20 protein-coding genes are annotated in these 16,541 nt (G+C 37.5%); 14 read left to right on the top strand and 6 right to left on the bottom strand.

All coding sequences use genetic code 11. From position 1 onward, the window contains the following. Window positions 1–96 precede the first annotated feature (96 nt). Together QMK20_RS17850 and QMK20_RS17845 are read right to left on the bottom strand one after the other, a co-directional pair. Window positions 97–522, bottom strand: a complete 426-nt coding sequence (locus QMK20_RS17850; RefSeq protein ID WP_283652665.1) for an exosporium protein C — start codon at window positions 520–522, stop codon at window positions 97–99. 486 nt (window positions 523–1,008) lie between these two features. Further along, complete coding sequence (locus tag QMK20_RS17845) at window positions 1,009–1,296, bottom strand: hypothetical protein (RefSeq protein WP_283652664.1); 288 nt, start codon at window positions 1,294–1,296, stop codon at window positions 1,009–1,011. A 171-nt stretch (window positions 1,297–1,467) separates the two neighbouring features. On the opposite strand from QMK20_RS17845, the gene QMK20_RS17840 reads away from it, so the two are divergent. The 3 genes from QMK20_RS17840 (at window position 1,468) to QMK20_RS17830 (ending at window position 3,461) form a co-directional block, all read left to right on the top strand. Further along, window positions 1,468–1,671: a helix-turn-helix domain-containing protein gene (locus tag QMK20_RS17840; RefSeq protein WP_165178541.1), complete on the top strand. Its 204-nt coding sequence runs from the start codon at window positions 1,468–1,470 to the stop codon at window positions 1,669–1,671. Between the two features lie 401 nt (window positions 1,672–2,072). Continuing rightward, window positions 2,073–2,711, top strand: coding sequence for a DUF5677 domain-containing protein (locus QMK20_RS17835; protein WP_349362242.1), 639 nt, complete (start codon window positions 2,073–2,075; stop codon window positions 2,709–2,711). Between the two features lie 339 nt (window positions 2,712–3,050). After that, a complete protein-coding gene (locus QMK20_RS17830; protein WP_283652662.1) occupies window positions 3,051–3,461 on the top strand; it encodes a hypothetical protein in 411 nt (136 codons plus the stop codon). A gap of 189 nt (window positions 3,462–3,650) precedes the next feature. On the opposite strand, the gene QMK20_RS17825 is transcribed toward QMK20_RS17830, so the two are convergent. Next, the gene (locus QMK20_RS17825; RefSeq protein WP_283652661.1) at window positions 3,651–3,938 is read right to left on the bottom strand and encodes a DUF6809 family protein; all 288 of its coding nucleotides are present in this window, start codon (window positions 3,936–3,938) and stop codon (window positions 3,651–3,653) included. A gap of 154 nt (window positions 3,939–4,092) precedes the next feature. Between QMK20_RS17825 and QMK20_RS17820 the strand changes: the two genes are divergently transcribed. The 11 genes from QMK20_RS17820 to QMK20_RS17770 all read left to right on the top strand — a co-directional run bounded on the left by QMK20_RS17820 (window position 4,093) and on the right by QMK20_RS17770 (window position 12,670). Further along, window positions 4,093–4,317 (top strand): helix-turn-helix domain-containing protein, encoded by a 225-nt coding sequence (locus QMK20_RS17820; RefSeq protein WP_283652660.1) that lies wholly within the window; start codon window positions 4,093–4,095, stop codon window positions 4,315–4,317. A 182-nt stretch (window positions 4,318–4,499) separates the two neighbouring features. After that, window positions 4,500–5,093 carry a hypothetical protein gene (locus QMK20_RS17815; protein ID WP_283652659.1) on the top strand — a complete coding sequence of 198 codons (594 nt, stop codon included), beginning with the start codon at window positions 4,500–4,502 and terminating at the stop codon, window positions 5,091–5,093. Window positions 5,094–5,288: 195 nt separating this feature from the next. Continuing rightward, complete coding sequence (locus QMK20_RS17810; protein WP_283652658.1) at window positions 5,289–5,948, top strand: hypothetical protein; 660 nt, start codon at window positions 5,289–5,291, stop codon at window positions 5,946–5,948. A 75-nt stretch (window positions 5,949–6,023) separates the two neighbouring features. After that, window positions 6,024–6,446, top strand: coding sequence for a hypothetical protein (locus QMK20_RS17805; protein ID WP_283652657.1), 423 nt, complete (start codon window positions 6,024–6,026; stop codon window positions 6,444–6,446). A gap of 643 nt (window positions 6,447–7,089) precedes the next feature. After that, window positions 7,090–7,866, top strand: a complete 777-nt coding sequence (locus QMK20_RS17800; RefSeq protein ID WP_283652656.1) for a hypothetical protein — start codon at window positions 7,090–7,092, stop codon at window positions 7,864–7,866. A gap of 277 nt (window positions 7,867–8,143) precedes the next feature. Further along, window positions 8,144–9,526, top strand: a complete 1,383-nt coding sequence (locus QMK20_RS17795) for an SIR2 family protein (RefSeq protein ID WP_283652655.1) — start codon at window positions 8,144–8,146, stop codon at window positions 9,524–9,526. Window positions 9,527–9,733: 207 nt separating this feature from the next. Beyond that, window positions 9,734–10,282 (top strand): hypothetical protein, encoded by a 549-nt coding sequence (locus tag QMK20_RS17790; RefSeq protein ID WP_283652654.1) that lies wholly within the window; start codon window positions 9,734–9,736, stop codon window positions 10,280–10,282. Window positions 10,283–10,549: 267 nt separating this feature from the next. Further along, window positions 10,550–10,807 carry a hypothetical protein gene (locus tag QMK20_RS17785; RefSeq protein ID WP_283652653.1) on the top strand — a complete coding sequence of 86 codons (258 nt, stop codon included), beginning with the start codon at window positions 10,550–10,552 and terminating at the stop codon, window positions 10,805–10,807. Next, complete coding sequence (locus QMK20_RS17780; RefSeq protein ID WP_283652652.1) at window positions 10,797–11,168, top strand: retropepsin-like aspartic protease; 372 nt, start codon at window positions 10,797–10,799, stop codon at window positions 11,166–11,168. The genes QMK20_RS17785 and QMK20_RS17780 overlap by 11 nt, the downstream gene beginning before the upstream one ends. Window positions 11,169–11,468: 300 nt before the next feature. Further along, window positions 11,469–12,035, top strand: coding sequence for a DUF4145 domain-containing protein (locus tag QMK20_RS17775; RefSeq protein ID WP_283652651.1), 567 nt, complete (start codon window positions 11,469–11,471; stop codon window positions 12,033–12,035). Window positions 12,036–12,202: 167 nt separating this feature from the next. After that, a complete protein-coding gene (locus tag QMK20_RS17770) occupies window positions 12,203–12,670 on the top strand; it encodes a DUF2691 family protein (protein ID WP_283652650.1) in 468 nt (155 codons plus the stop codon). Window positions 12,671–12,980: 310 nt separating this feature from the next. Here QMK20_RS17770 and QMK20_RS17765 read toward each other — a convergent pair whose 3' ends face one another. The 3 genes from QMK20_RS17765 to QMK20_RS17755 form a co-directional block, all read right to left on the bottom strand. Continuing rightward, the gene (locus tag QMK20_RS17765) at window positions 12,981–14,363 is read right to left on the bottom strand and encodes a type 2 periplasmic-binding domain-containing protein (RefSeq protein ID WP_283652649.1); all 1,383 of its coding nucleotides are present in this window, start codon (window positions 14,361–14,363) and stop codon (window positions 12,981–12,983) included. Beyond that, window positions 14,302–14,664, bottom strand: coding sequence for a hypothetical protein (locus tag QMK20_RS17760; protein ID WP_283652648.1), 363 nt, complete (start codon window positions 14,662–14,664; stop codon window positions 14,302–14,304). The genes QMK20_RS17765 and QMK20_RS17760 overlap by 62 nt, the downstream gene beginning before the upstream one ends. Window positions 14,665–14,768: 104 nt before the next feature. Continuing rightward, entirely contained in the window at window positions 14,769–16,379 is a 1,611-nt protein-coding gene (locus QMK20_RS17755) for a response regulator transcription factor (protein ID WP_283652647.1), read from the bottom strand. Window positions 16,380–16,541 lie beyond the last annotated feature (162 nt).

Here is a 16,541-nt window from a genome sequence, read left to right as displayed (position 1 = left end):
CTTTTCTATCTCTTTTTCCATCTTGGAGTACCTATTCCTCAAAATTGAGGTTTTTACAGGGCTATCATTCAAGTGCTGAAAATTGCAAATATGGTATTATGTCCTCGTTTTAACGGCTAACCCACTAAACGATACAGGCCCAACAACATCGGCTCTTGTATTTGCAGTAAGGTTTTCTGCTGTGACTGTGTAAACATGGGCACCGGCTATTACATTTCTATCTTCCGCCTGGAACGTAACTGCATAATTTTGTTCAGAACCAGCAGATTCGATGCCTTGTTGGGTGTTGAAAATCTCTCTTCCATCGCGGAAGATTCTAAAGAGTATTTGCGCAATGCCAGTGACACCTCGAACACCCACAGTTGCTACTAAATCTACCCGGTTAGGTTGAGAATTGGCTGGAATCCGTAAAGTGATTGTTGCAAGGAGAGATCTTGCTGGTGAACGTCGGATAATAAATGAGTTTGCTAAGTTGAATCTACGGCGCGGTTGTACGGCAGCTTTATCGAGAATACGTACCAAAATATCAACTCCTCTTGTTTGATATCTCCAAGATATGTTGAACACAAAGAGAATGATTGGACAATTATGTAAGATGCTTTGATTTGAATCAAATACATTATGAACAATGGTAAAGAGCAAATTACAGGTGGTGGTGAATAATTGTAAGGGGATGTACAAGAAATCCTAATCTACTACGTACTTCATGACTGTAACGTTACTAAATAATTATTATCCACCAGGAGCGCCTCAGCAGACATAGAATGACGTTAACGGGAAACGATAGTTAAAAAAATGATTTTGTATTTCGAAGAAGGCGCTGACATCCTATAACATAATATTCGCGCTGTGGCCGTTGGTCCTTGATCTGCCAGGAGTTTTTTCGAAGAAGAGGAGTCAGGCAGATACATCCATTCCCCTAAGATAGGAACTATCTAAGGGAAATGGACGTCGCGAATACGAGAACGTTATACGACAGAATCAAAATGAAAAAGAGCCAGAAGGCTCTCAATCTAAAGATATATGTAATTCGTTATGCAGGTGAAGAGCGTCCTTAAAACCTTGCAAATAAATTTCACGTTCTAAAATAGCTTGAACAGAAAGCTCAGCATCATCGTAAAGGAATAGGGTCTTCTGTATATTCTCCGGTACTTCTTCATGTAACTGCTTGAAATAGAGATTCCGTTCGGATGAGAACTGGTTGTAGCTGGAGTTGTGTTTCATAAGTTTTCCATATAAAGATTCAATTCGAGTATGAATCAGTGAATCAAGTAAGGCCTCTAAAGAATTATGCATTTTGGACACCATCCAATGTATTTGATTTTATGAATAAAAGTTCAACTTGTTAAATATAATTTTATCATATCAAACAATTAAGTCAATACATGTTGAAGATGTTTTTGATAAAGAAAATATAATTTCATATAATTAAAGAAAAATTCACTTGATGTGTGAAAGGAATATCAGATGATTAGTTACAAACCTTTTCAAAAAATGTTGATCGACAGGGAGATTAAGAAGCAGGATTTATTGAAAATGACGGGTATTTCGTCTGCTACAATGGCGAAGCTCAATACGAATGAATATGTATCATTAGAAGTGATTGATAAATTATGTACAGCTTTAGGTTGTCAACCCGGGGATTTATTGGAGCACATAGTGGAGAAATAACCGATTAGGTTAAAGCACCAAGAATGATGTTGGTTAATCGAAGAAGTGATTCCGTCGTATAACATAATATTCAAGCAGCGGCTCCGTTGGAGCCTTGGTCTGCGGAAGGATTTTCGAAGAGGCATTTCGGCAGACAACCCCTTCGAGGTTCATGAATACAGAAACGTTATGGGAAATTCATGCAAACAAATAATTGAAAGAGGGAAGATTCATGGAGGACAGCCCGTTCTTTACAGAAGAATTATTACAGCAAATGAATAAGTTTTTTATCGAAGAAGTTGCACTATTAAGGCAATTGAACAATGTAGAAGAATTGAGAATAAAACAAGCGTATCCCTTATTGGTATCAATAATTGATAATTCCAAATCAATGTCTTTATTAGGTAACTATAACTTAATAAATGATAGCCAGGTCTTATGTTGAGCGAATGGTTAATTTTTTGTATTTACAGGTTTGCGATGAAGATGATTTTAATTCATTCCAATTGCATACAACCCAAAAGGCATATCGAAGATTGGAAAGGTCAATTGCAACAACTAAAGGCAAGGTTAGTATTGCGTATACGGGGAAGGATCAAGTCAGTCTACCGAATTTAGAGGAAGCAATAAATCGATTTACAAGTAAATCAGGAAAAGAGATAACGCATTGGACACCAGTTTCTTTAGATAAACGAATTGAAATTATCAGTGAAAGATCAAAAATAAAACCCAGTATAATGTTGATGTGCAAGCTTAATATTTATGAGGATGCCTCAGAAGCATTGCACGGAACATTGTATGGCTCTCTTTTTCACTTAGGGGTTTTCTCACCAGGCACTAAACTATCAGATCCAAACGATCTATTACAACATTATACTTCCTTAAAGACTACAATTTTTTGGACTTGTGGATTGCTTACTCATGATTTATTCACTTTAATTAACGAGAAACACTCAAACATAGAAGACATATATATTAAATCTAATGAATTTACAAAGATAGCAATTAATGAAATGAAGAAGGCAGCGAAATATAACGAAGAAACCAAGGGATTTGATTGATATCTCGAAGAAGGCATGAAAATCACATAACACCATGTTCACGCATCGTCGCTGTCGCTCCTCGGTCCGGCAGAAGTTAAGAAGCGAGGAAACGGAATCAGCCAGACAACCCTGCAAGCCTAAGTCTGACGACCCGTTCCCGTTGGTCACTTAAGGCTTTCGGGCTCGTGAACAAAAAACGTTATATGACAGCACGGAGAACATGTTTAAAGGAGTGAAATTAATGTCTAATGATAAAGTTCTTACTAACAAAGAACATAAGGAACGAATTGAAAAAGTATACGGAAAGACAATAAAGGAAGTAATGTATGAGATGATAGTGAATAGAAATCTTGATCAATGGAAGGTTCAAAAGAACTTGGTATATCCAAGGAGTTATTTGTAAGATGGAGAACACAATACGAACTTGGACCGGTGCAAAGAGCTGCCAATATGGCAGACCAACATCGAAACGAGATCATTAAAAGATATCAAAATGAAATGGAAACAGTAAATATCAATAGAGAATTTATATATAAAGATGAAACATCTCTTAGAGGCTTTAAAGAAATGATAGAAAGATTGTTACAAATACAAAAGCAAAAAAGCATAAAAACGAATAAAGAAGAAACATCAAATTTATCCATGGTTTTAAGTATTGGAGTTTTAGAGGGAGCCCTGGATTATATTAATCATTATGAGGAAGATAAGTTGGAAGGAAAGTTTAGATCTGAAATTCGTTTATTAGAGTGGTTACCAGATGATGAATAATGTGGGCAATTCAATGTTCCGTCATATAACATAATATTCAAGCTGCGGTTCCTTACGGAGCCTTGGTCTGCTGGATGAGTTTCGTAGAGGAATTACAGCAGACAACCCCTGACGGGGTTCATGAATACAAGAACGTTATACGACAGAATCAGAAATAATAGAAATAGAAAAAGAGGATCATATGATCCTCTAAATGCTAGAATTTTTCAATTCACTAAAGAGTTGTAGAGCGTCTTTGAAACCTTGTATGTAGATGCTTCTTTCTAAGATGGATTGGAGAGAAATTTGAGCATCTTCGTACAGAAAAACCGTATGTTGAAGTTGATCGGGTAACGCTTCGCGAAGCGTTCTAAAGTATCGATCTGTCTCCGAAGAAAGCTGATTGTACTCCGTATGGTACTCTAGAAGCTCAACAAAGAGTAATTCTAAACGTATTCTTATAAGTGGCTCTGTCAAAGATTCTAATGCATTAATCATATATTGTTCCTCCTTGTAATTAACTTTATAGAGTTATTATATAACCTTGTAAAGTTAATCACAAGGAGGAAATTTGACTTTGTAGAGTTAAATCTTTGCTTTTCGTTGATGATTACTGATATGGGAGTTAAGATAGAATTATGGAGGGGAAAAGATGACCGTAATCAAGTGCAATATAAGAGAACTCATGGCAGAACATCGAATAGATGATATAACAGAATTGATGGCGAAATCGGGATTAAGTCGGAATTCAATCAACAAGCTGTATAGGGAAACGAATATAGAAACAACAAAGCTGGAAACCTTGTTCAAGCTATGCGATACATTTAAATGCAAATTATCGGATTTGATTGAATATGTTCCTGAAGAAAACCAATAGTGAAGGCAGATTCGAGAAGCGATTCCGTCGTATAACATAATATTCAAACAGCGGCTCCTTTGGAGCCTTGGTCTGCGAGAAGGATTTCAGGGAAGCATTTCAACAGACAACCCCTTCGGGGTTCATGAATACAGGAACGTTATACGCCATGTTTCTAAAAAATTAATAAAGGAGATTGTGAGATGATTTGGAACTCCCACATTTGGAAAGCGGAATTAATTAAGGAATTGAGAAATTTCAAAAAATATCTCAAACAAATAAAATTCTCAAAATATGATACTGAACACTTTGTAATGGGGCTTGAGAAGTTTCATTTTCTTTGCAGTTTTATTATTAGAAAACTTGTTGAAAACGGAAAATTAAGTGATGAATTACTTTTGAAAAATTACAAGTGTGGAAAATATCAAAGAATACAAACTGAGAAAAAAATAGATTTTCTAAATCTTATTGATTACGGTGAATTCTACGATTTAATGAATTGTTCAAACAGTTCACTTACAATTAAACAAATGTGCAATTCATTTATACATAGTTTTATTTTCTTTCCAACGTTTGATGAAGAAAATGGAATGGAATATACTGGAGTATTTATAAATTCTGATTTTGATAAAGATAAACATCTTTATCATATAGATTATGGAATTATTGTTGAAATGATAGATGATATAGTAAAAGACGATATTATCACTATTCAATTCGATAGAACAAGTGGAAAAGTTAGAAGATCTAAAGAGACAATTGAAGGGTATATCGACGAAGAGAAACACGGCGTATAACAATGTATTCAAGCAGTGGGCCATACGGCCCTTGGTCTGCCAGCAGCTAATACAAGGAAGTGAACTCAGACAGACAACCCTGCGAGGCTAAGTCCGCCGGATCCGGTCGCTTACGCTTCTTTAAGCCTTTCGGGGTTCAGGAATACAGGAACGTTATATGAAAGTTGCATTAAACCAAATACTGGAGATGAAAAGATGACAGTAAATGAAAAAATAGTTAAAAGATTTGAAGAGTTATTAAACTTAGGACAACAAGTAATGAATACTCGAAAAAGTCCTGGATCAAACGTTATTGGTGATGATAGAGTGGATGCGGAAATAGCTTCTCAATGGGTAACAAGTACTCAAAATTTAATAGAACGAGTATTCGGAAAAGATAGCGTTCACTTAAAAAATATCAATAAAATTGCGGAAAAGATTACATACTCTCCAGCGGTTAGAATCCTTGGTATTTTGAAAGCAGCAAAAGATGATTTTGAACATGATTTCCTGTTTGACTTGAAAACAATAATAGAAGCTGAAGTGTTTGATGATTTTCTTGAGCAGTCCGAGTATTTATTAGAAGCGGGATACTTTCAACCTGCTGCAGTTATTACTGGCTGCATATTAGAAGATGGGTTAAGGAAACTATGTGATCGTCATCAAATTGAGATTGATGCCAAACCAAAATTAGATAAAATGAATGCTGATTTGGCAAAGGAAGGTATATACAATAAATTAACGCAAAAACAAATAACCGCATTTGCTGATTTAAGAAATAAAGCGGCTCACGGTAATTGGAGTGAATTTACACAAGATGATGTAAGAGCGTTTATTGGCTGGGTAAGGCTTTTTATGCAAGGGCATTTTAGTTAGAGATCTCGAGGAAGTTGCAACCTTCATATAACATAATATTCAAGCTGCGGCTCCTTTGGAGCCTGGGTCAGGGGGATGGATTTCGAAGAGGGATTTCAGCAGACAACCCCTTACGGGATTCATAAATACAAAACGTTAAGTGAAATCTGTGTATGGAGGGGACGGTTATTAATGACATATAGCTATTTTGACACCTTTGATGAAAAACTTAAAAACATAATCGAAATTGGGTCAAAACATTATGATGAAGCCTGCATACTAATATTTGTTTATCTTGATTTCTTAAGTAATTTCGTGGAAAAGCCATACTCTTCAAACAATGCAAGATTTAATGGATCAAACTTTAGATACTTTTTGCAACACTATTCACATTTTCAAGACACATTAAAATATATTCAAGTTGACAGGTTCATTAATGATTTCTCAAAAGGCAGAATAAGTAAGGATGAATACCAAAAATATTATGACAAGATAGAGGAAGAACTCGAAATGGAGTAGAACTTCCGATATCATCATTTTTCAGTTTGGATAATGTTGATTTAGAACACAAAGAATATTTTCAGAAGATTACATTGTTTAACTTGATTTATAGTTTAAGAAACTCGGCAGTGCATGGTTATAATAACCTGATAGAAGCGGGAAGTGAACTTTCAGAGCCTTATCTCTCGTATACCTGGAATATAGAAGAAGGGAATGAAGGATGGTTTACTACATATATACCTTTTGATTTCATGTATAGAATGGTTGATAATTGCTATTTAAAAGTTAGAGAGGAATACGGGAGTTTAGTTGAAAGGTTTTTTGAGGAAGACACAGACATCACCTAACATAATATTCAAGCAGCGGCTCCTTTGGAGCCTTGGTCTGCGGGATGCATTTCAAAGAGGTATTTCAGCAGACAACCCCTTCGGGGTTCATGAATACAGAAACGTTAGGCGAAAGTCGAGAAAGGCTGGTCAAATTAAACAAGTAAAAGTGAAAGGATTTATACAAAATGAAAAATCATATTTTTTATTCTTGGTAGTCAGATTTACCTAATAATACCAATCGAAGTTTTTTGGGAACTTGTATCGAGAGTGCAATCAAAGAATTAAATCTATCTGAACAATTCGACATTGAGTTTAGAATAGATAAAGATACTATGGATGAGCCAGGAACCCCGCATATTGTTGATTCAATTTTCACTAAAATTGAGAAATCAAAATTATTTATTGCTGATGTTAGTATTATCAATTCTGACTACAACAAACGAAAAACACCAAATCCAAATGTTTTAATCGAATTGGGATATGCAGCAAAAGTATTAGGATGGGATAAGATCATTTGCATTTTTAACACAGATTTTGGAGACTATTCCGACCTCCCTTTTGATATAAAATTTAGGAGGCCACTTTGCTATTGTATGGAAGGGAAAAGTAAAGCAGAGGAAAGAAAAAAACTGATTGAGGTAATTAAAAGTAACATATCATTACATGATCCTAGCGAATTTATTCCAATAAACGAAGTAGGTTCATATCTAATATTTGAGTCTTCAAAATTTCATTCTCAAATAGAAGAAAAAATTAATAATCTTTTGCAAGATCTAAAACTTCAAAGTAAGTATGGTTTTACAAGCGATGATTATACAGTAGATATCACAGATGATTTTTTATATAAAATTGAGGAAGAAGAATCGATTGAGGAAACAGATATTGAATATTTTATCTCTGTCGTATTTACGGATGATACATATACTCATAATGATATAGGTGGACGAGAGTGTTCGTTGATTTTCACACTTAGAGAGAACTTCAAACAAATCAACTTCAGTGACAACAAAGTTTATAGTGCATTCGAAATAATTACACGTGGCCATTCTCCATCAGGTAAAGGTAGAGATTATCGTGGACTGTCGGATGAGTTTGTAAAGAGACTTTGAGTAAATCGAAGAGCTCTCGACCATCGCCTAACATAATATTCACGCTGCGGACATTCGTCCTTGATACGGCATTCGCCGGACACCCAGCATACGCTGGGTCGTGAATACAGGAACGTTAGACGAAATTATTGCAAAGAGGAGACATTTAAAAGATGGAATTCAAAAAAATATTTGAATCTTTACTGGAAGAGAATAACCCACGAAAGTCTTACTCAATGTTAGAAACATTAATTCTAAAAATTTTAAATAGATATTACAGGATCAAAACAAAGAACTAGTGTCAAATTTTCAATTAAAAAATGAATTTTATTATTCTGAGTTTGATGGATTTGCACCTCAAGGCTTTGATGATTTTGAAGGCCCTACAATTTTTGAGATCAAGTTTTATAGAAGTAGGAACTCCTTATTTAAATTATTTATAGATAAGAATTTCGAAAAATTAATTAATAGGATTGTTAAAAGTAACTTACAAGTTAGAAATATAATTTTCATTATCACTCTGGAACTTGATGAAACAGACCGAATGAAATTTTCGGATCAATTTATTAACAACTATAATATTAAATTTGAATTGTGGGATATAAATGATTTAACTAAGATATTAAATTTATATCCTCAACTGGTCTTTGAAACGTATGAAAATATTTCTGAACTATTAATTGACACTAAAATTTCTGAAAGCGTAAAGAAAAACAATGATGATTGGAAAAGAAAACAAAGGACAAGCATTGAACAATTAAAGAAGGCATATGACGATGATGATTTAGTATTGTTTTTAGGTGCGGGAGTATCAATGGATGCCAAAATACCATCATGGGATAATTTGGTTAGTGATCTTTTAGTTAATTTGATCGGTAACAAACTTGGTGAGTATGATATCAATCTAAGTGAATTAGAGCGAAATTTCATCGTAAAGAACTTAAAGGAATTCAATGGGAATTCTCCTTTGCTAATGGCGAGATATATTCGAAAAGGACTTGAAAATATATTCAATCAAATACTGACAGAGATCTTATATAAGAATTGTATTGATACGTCAGACATACTAAATGAAATATCCCAATTGTGCCTACCTGTAAGAGATGGTGTCGGTGTTAGAGGAGTTGTTACATATAATTTTGATGATCTCTTAGAATATAACTTGAAGAATTATAGAATTAGATTTAAATCAGTCTTTAGGGAATCTGATTTGCCATCATCAAGCGAGCTTGGTATATATCATGTACATGGATTTTTACCGCGAAACTCTAATGAATATGATAATTTATCTAAGTCTTTACTTGTCTTTTCTGAAGAAGGATATCATAACTTAATGCTTGATCCATATAACTGGTCAAATTTAGTTCAATTAAATTATTTGAGAGAAAATACCTGTTTATTAATTGGGTTATCTATGACCGATCCCAATTTAAGAAGGTTACTTGATATCGCTGTAAGAAAGCAGGAAGGTGATTTTTGTAAACATTTTGCTTTAATGAAGCGTGAAGCGTATGTTAACAAATTAGATATTGAAACAAACGTCAACGTATCGAGTATAGAAAAATTCGATACTGCCAACCAAGAATTACAAGAGGATTATTATAAGGAACTAGGTCTAAATATTATTTGGTATGATTCTTACAAAGAAATACCAACAATAATAAAACAAATAAAAGAATAATGATGGAAAGTACAAGGAAGGCAATAACATCGTCTAACAAAATATTCGCGCTGCGGGCCTTGCGGCCCTTGATCTGCCCGAGGAAATTTCGAGGAAGCATACATCCATTCCCCTAAGATAAGAGCTATCTAAGGGGAATGGACGTCGCGAATACAACAACGTTAGGTGAAATAGTTGCAATAAATATTAATTCGTGAGGTGAATTCAATGGGGCTTGATTATAGTTTTAAAATAGTTATGAATAAAAATGAAAAAGAAGATCTGTATGAATATATTAGGAAACATGGTTCTATAGACTATGGTAATTGTGCGTGTATTCATTTCGATGTGGATTCATTTATATTAAAGTATCTTGAGGGTGGTTATGGTTGGAATCCTCATTATGACAAATTAGAAATATCAACGCACATAAAACCTGATGGTAAAGCCAGAATTGGTTGCATTTATATTTCTATCACGGAAATTGAGGGACAAAATGATGAGGTTGAAGTGTCTTTAACTGCAGCCACTAGTGACATGAGTTTGTTATTTAGAGATTCTGTATCGATAAATAGATGGTTTATAGAACTTAGTAAGGAAATGAATTCAATAATAACATACATTGATATGGAGGATGAAGGGGTAAAGATCATTTACTTTAAGGGCTCCCAGATAGACTTAGAAATAAAGGGTAAGCAGCATTTAGGGGATCTTCGAAAGATTTTTTTTGATATTTTCAAAGAGTTTTATGTTCGCTACAAACATTTTGAAGAATGACTATGATAGTAGCTCAATGAAGGCAACTACCTCGCCTAACATCGCATTCAACGCATCGGACCGGGACAAGCCAGGCCCTTGGTCCAGAAGGGCGTTTCGGGGGAGCGGAATCACCGGACACAACAACCGGCTAAGTGGCAGAGCCACCCGGACCTTCGATCCTTAAGCCGTTGAACGTCGTGAATACAGGAACGTTATATGAAATCGGCGGCATATGTTAAAATGATAAAAAGAAGAATTAGGACGAATTTGTAGGAGGTAGAACACATGAAATGGCAAGAAGTTAGAGAACTGTTCCCTGACCAATTTGTTCTGGTTTCTATAATTAATTATCATGAGGAAGATAACAAAAAAATAGTAGATGAAGTTGCACCGATTCGCACAATATCAGAACAAGATGCGAATAAAGAGTTTTTTCAAGTAAAGCCTGGGAACATAGTGTACCATACATCAAATAAAGACTTTGTGATCCACCTCCGCAGAGATCCATTAATGAGAGTGAGACGTAATACTAATGAAAATTAACTATGATGGTCAGTTAATTACAACGTCACTTACCATTACATTTAGAGGAAGAGCATTGAGAATAGATGATGTAATTATAGATACAGGATCTTCACATACTATAATTAGTCCTGATATTTTAGAGGAAATCGGTGTGACTTACGAAACAGGGGATTCAATATATGAAGCATACGGGATCGGAGGAAGTATTCCTTTCTACACAAAAATTATGGACAGGATTGAAATAGGTACAAACAGCATTCAAAATATAGAAATAGATGTAGGTATATTGCCTAAAGATCATAAAGGACTCCTCGGATTGGATATTCTGAAACAACAAAATTTTATTATTGACTTGAAAACATTAGAATTACGTAAGTGAAATCGAGGATGTCGCCGAAATCATATAACAATGCATCTAAGCTGCGGGGCTTTTGCCCCTTGGTTATTAGGTGTCAAGCACAGAAGCATATTCAGATAACACACGACCGGACCTAAGATAAGAGCTAGCTAAGGTCCGGTCACGTCATAGATGCGGAAACGTTATATGCAATAAGTGCAAGTAAATTTGAAAAAAGAAAGGAAAATGACAGTGCAGTCTCAGTATATTCTTCCTCAGCTAGGAACATCAGCATTTAATTGTCCTAATTGTCATGTGTTCGCAAAGCAAGTCTGGTATTACATGAAAGGAGCAACGAACAAAGAAGGATTCGGGCTTCAATTTTCAAATGAACAATTTGTACTTTCGAATTGTGAAAACTGCAATTTTCCTACTATTTGGCTGGGGGAAAAAATGATTTTTCCTATTCAAGGTATTTCAGAACCTCCTAACCAAAATTTACCGGATGAAATCAAAGAAGATTATGAAGAAGCTAGAGCAATTTCAAATTTGTCTCCGCGTGGAGCTGCAGCATTGCTTAGACTATGTATTCAAAAGTTGTGTGCTTTTCTTGGACAACCAGGAAAGAACATCAATTCAGATATTAAAGAATTGGTAGCATTGGGGCTCCCACCCAAAGTTCAAGAAGCACTAGATATTGTGAGAGTTATTGGTAATGATTCTGTTCATCCAGGCACTATAGATATAAAGGACGATAGAACAACTGTTAACATGCTATTTAAATTAGTTAATTTCATTGCCCAAAAAATGATAACAGAACCTCGAGAAATTGATCAAATATATAGTGGACTACCTACTGATAAACTTGAAGGAATACGACAAAGGGACGGATCAACCCAATCTAGCTAGTATTTTAAGAGGGTACTTACAACGCATAACATAATATTCAAGCTGCGGCTTCTGATGGAGCCTAGGTCTGCAAGATGGATTTCAGGGAATCATTTCAGCAGACAACCTCTTCGGGGTTCATGAAAACAGAAACGTTATCAGAAATCTGCGTAAAGATGGTGAAATAAATGAAAAGAGGCATTTGCTTTGAAATTCCAAACTCATATGGCAGCTTTCTTGGAGAAATATTAAAACCAATCGGAATAACTTCCTTCAATTGGTTTATTGGAGGAGAGGAATCTTATTTAATAGTTGATGATAAATTAGGAGATAGTCTTTTTCCAGAAATGATGATTGGAATGAAAGGAGAAGAACTAAAACAGATTATTGAAAATAAGAAGTACTACTTAATATTTGCGAATTTAAAGGCGTATCCATTAGAAACAAAAATAATTGATGTAATGTCATATGAAGAATATTTATTGAGTGAGTGCCAATTAGTTCTCCTTGTGATTGATAGTGTGTACATAGCAGTCTATTGTAAAGACCATAAAAAACTTGAAGATTTATATGAACACATAAAGAGACAGGGATTTGAATCTCTTGAATATATAACTGATGAAAATGATACAAGGACAAGACTATCTATTTGGTGATTAAAACAAAAATTGATTTTTGCGCTTCTTTCTATTCAATAACAATATGATCCCCGCCTTAATTGAAGGTGGTGGTGATAAAAGAGTTTATAAAATTTCTACTAATACAAGTGAAAAGATTATACTTACAAGGATTACAGGATGGCATTCAGCTCACGGTTTCCTTGCTGAGTCAGTCTATGGGGGCAGAAGGCGAAAGCGAAAGGCCGAATGCCCATATAGCGTAGCGATCTTAAACTGAACCAAAGCAAGCCGAAGCGACAGAAATACACGCTTCGGCTTGTTTTAATTTGTTTCTTATTTTTATCCCTTACTTCCCACTCACCGACTTAAACCATTCATTCACTTCTTGCGTAATCTGGTCACCGCCATTGGATTTCCAATTGGCTACAAATTGGTCAAAGGCATCGATCGGCAGCTTGCCATAGATGATTTTGTTGAAGGTTTCCATTTCGGACTGGCGAAGCAGGTTCCATTTGGATACCATCGTTGGTGTCGCAGCACCGGTGAAGTAGTTTTGCTTGCGAATGTCTAATTGCGACATGACTACCTTGGCTGCGGCCCAGTTTTCGGGTTTGCGGAACTCGGCCATTTGTTTCTCATAAGGGGTTTCTGGCGTCTTCCCATCAGCCAGTTTAACGAGTGTCTTCATGTACAGATCCGGGATACGTGCCGGGCCCGTCAGGAAAGGGAACTCGTTGGAGAAGTCTTTAATCTTCTCTTTATCACTGGTCGGTTGTCCGTCCACGATGTCCCAATCGTAGCCTTTGGCGAAGCCGTATTCATATTTACTGCCAGCGGCCGGGTTAGCCAGGTTATCGAGCAGATAGTTATAGTACAGGAAAATGGCTTCAGGATGCTTCGCGTCCTTGTTAATCATAATACTGGCGTTGACGCCGGCGTTCTGCCATTTCGTACCGATGAGTCCATCTGGACCTTTTGGGACTGGATAAGCTTTAATTTTCGCTCCAGGCACATTCTTCAACAGATCGGGGGCTGGCCAGTCTGGAATCCAGTTGGATCCGGGCAGAATACCTGCGGTGCCTTTCGTCCAGCTCTCCGCAGATTTACCTTCATCCCACAGGGCGGAGTCGGTATGAATATAGCCTTTTTCCATCCACTCACTAAGCTTCGCGAGTGCCTGCTTTGCACCTGGATTAATGGAGCCGTACTCCAGATTGCCATCGGCGTCTTTGTTCCACTGCTCCTGGACCGTGCCGTATGCTCCGAATAACCAATCGAGTGAGCCCATCCAGGTGTTTGTATTATTTTTCAAAGAAATTGCGAGTGGAAAAACTTCATTAGGTGCTAAGCCATCCGGGTTCTTGTTCTTGAATTTATCCATGATATTTTCAAGATCCGCGATGGTTTTGGGAGCTTCCAGATTCAGCTTTTCCATCCAATCTTCCCTGAGCCACAGCAGCGTGTCGTCATTATCTGTGTATTCCAGGATCGGCATATTGTATTTCTTGCCGTCCTTGGTGAAAGGGTACCATAGCTCCGGATGCGCTGCCGCGTGGTCTTTCAGAATTTTATTTGCATACTTGTCGAACAACTCATCGATGGCAATGAATTGACCGGAATCAATAAGTTGATTGGTCAATACCGCATTGGTGGGTACCGAAACGAAATCAGGCAGCTTCTCGCCAGAGGCAATGGCCCAACTGAAGCTTTTGTTTGTATTGATCATCATTGGCCGGATACCAGGTATCTTTATGCTTCATGCCCAGCGTTTCCAGCATCCACCGATCGTGAACGTTATTTTCTTTGGTGTCCCCTTGAACATATTTCTTCGGCATCAACACCGAACTGAACTCAATGGGTGGATCGTATTTCCCTTTTGCAAAAGCAGCTTCTGCTTCGGGTGAACCGACCGCCGCCGGCGTATTATCGTTCGTGGCATTCTCATTGGATGTTTCGCCACTGCCACAGGCTGTAATTGTGATAAGTGCGATGACCATGAGCAGCGACCACCATGCTTTGAATTTGATCATTCTTCAATCCCCCTACGGTGTATGATCTTTACAAGTGTAACTGTACCAAGTCGGTGGGGATGGCATCTATATGAGTTTTTTAGTTTCGATAGGACTCTATCATGCTATTTATGATGGTCTCTGTACTCCTGCGGCGTGACCCCAAACTGGCGTTTGAACACCTTGATAAAATAAGCAGGGTCCATATATCCAATCTCCATGCTGATTTCATATACTTTTTTGGTGGTCATTTTCAGCTTGTGACAGGCACGATCCATGCGCAGGCGCGAGATATAATCACTTATGCCTTCACCAGTTTCAATCTTATAAATCTTGGACAAATGGGTCGGATGCAGATTGACATGGTCGGCCAGTACACGGAGGGAAACATCCAGATGCAGGTTTTTATCCGTAAAATCCTGAATCTTCTTCACATACTCGGAACGTATGTCTTTGATTTCGTTGGACGTGCCTTCCTTGAGTTTGCCGAGCACACTAAGCGACCATTTTCGCAGTTTACTGATGGTGGAGAAAGCTTTCCCGCTCTGCAGCCACTCCATATCGCTACCCATTAAGGTAGCCAGAGTAAGCCTATTTCGGTGTGCGAGATTGGTGAAAGAAGCCGTAATTAAAAAACCTGCCTCCATACAATGCTCCCACGATTCCGACCATTTCTCATCCAGCTCCTCACAGACGGCTACTATTTTTTCTTCTGCGGCATCCCATTGCCCGCTTTCCAACAGATGAATGAAAGAGGGCGGAGTATACAGGACATCCAGGGGGCCTTGCGCTGCGGGCGTTTCCACGTCACTGACCCGCATCACGAATTCGCGCTCATCTCCGACAATTTGCCGGAAATAAGCCGAGGCCTGCCGAAAGCGGTCATATAGCAGTTCTGGAAACGGGAACCACTCGGTGATGACGATGGAGAGGGAACCCTTCAGGAACTGCTTGACCTTAGACTGAAGCTGCACAGAAAGCTTCTCCAGTATAGTTTCTTTTCCAATGTCGGTATCGTTCTCTTTAAGTTGAATCAGAAACACCAGATATCCATGTTCCTCCTTCACGCCCCAGACTTCCATAAACTCACCCATAATCTCTTCAGCCATATTGCTGACTGCATATTCGATCAAGGTTTGATCGTTGTTGTCATAGTGCCTGAATTCTTCTTCCATACGTACAAGCATTAACGCGTAATCTCCGTCGTGGAAGGGCAGATCGTAATTCGCAAGTTTCCGTTCCCATTCGCCGGCTGCGAATCGATGTCCCTGTAAGGCCTCAAGGAGCAGTCGACCACGTAAATGGGGCAGATTCTCCCGAAGGGTAAACTGGGTTCGTTTAAGTGAGCTTATGAGCTCCCATTCTGTGTTTAATTGATCAATGGCCTTTTGAACGGCGCCCATCAATTCATCGTCAGTCGGTGGTTTCAGCAAGTAATCAACGGCCTCGTACTGGATGGCTTTTTTGGCGTAATCGAATTCGGAATATCCGGATAAAAGAATACACTTTATTTTTTTGTCACGGACTCTGATCCGTTCGATCAGTTCAATACCTGTCATTTCGGGCATCTGAATATCCGAGATCACAATATCAATGGGGTGCGTATCGATAATTTGTAGTGCTTCATGTGCTGAGTAAGCTTTATGCACATGTTCAATCCCCAGCGTGTGCCAGGGTTTGGTCATGGAAAGGTTATCTACCCAGTGTGCTTCATCGTCTACGATGATCATCTGCATGTTATTTGTCTCCTTGATGGTTTGTATATATAAGTTGAACGAATGATTTTACACGGGACCACTGCGCGGTCAGAACCACCTTCCGATCGCTGTTATCCCCAGATTTTTTGAATCCCTTACAAAAGGGGAAATCCGGAGATAAGCCTATGCTTCCGATGTAGC

Source organism: Paenibacillus sp. RC334 (genome assembly GCF_030034735.1).
In the GTDB taxonomy this organism is placed as follows: Bacteria; Bacillota; Bacilli; order Paenibacillales; family Paenibacillaceae; genus Paenibacillus; species Paenibacillus terrae_A.
Note: the sequence above shows the minus strand (reverse complement) of the source record. Positions and strands in the feature narration are given on the sequence as shown.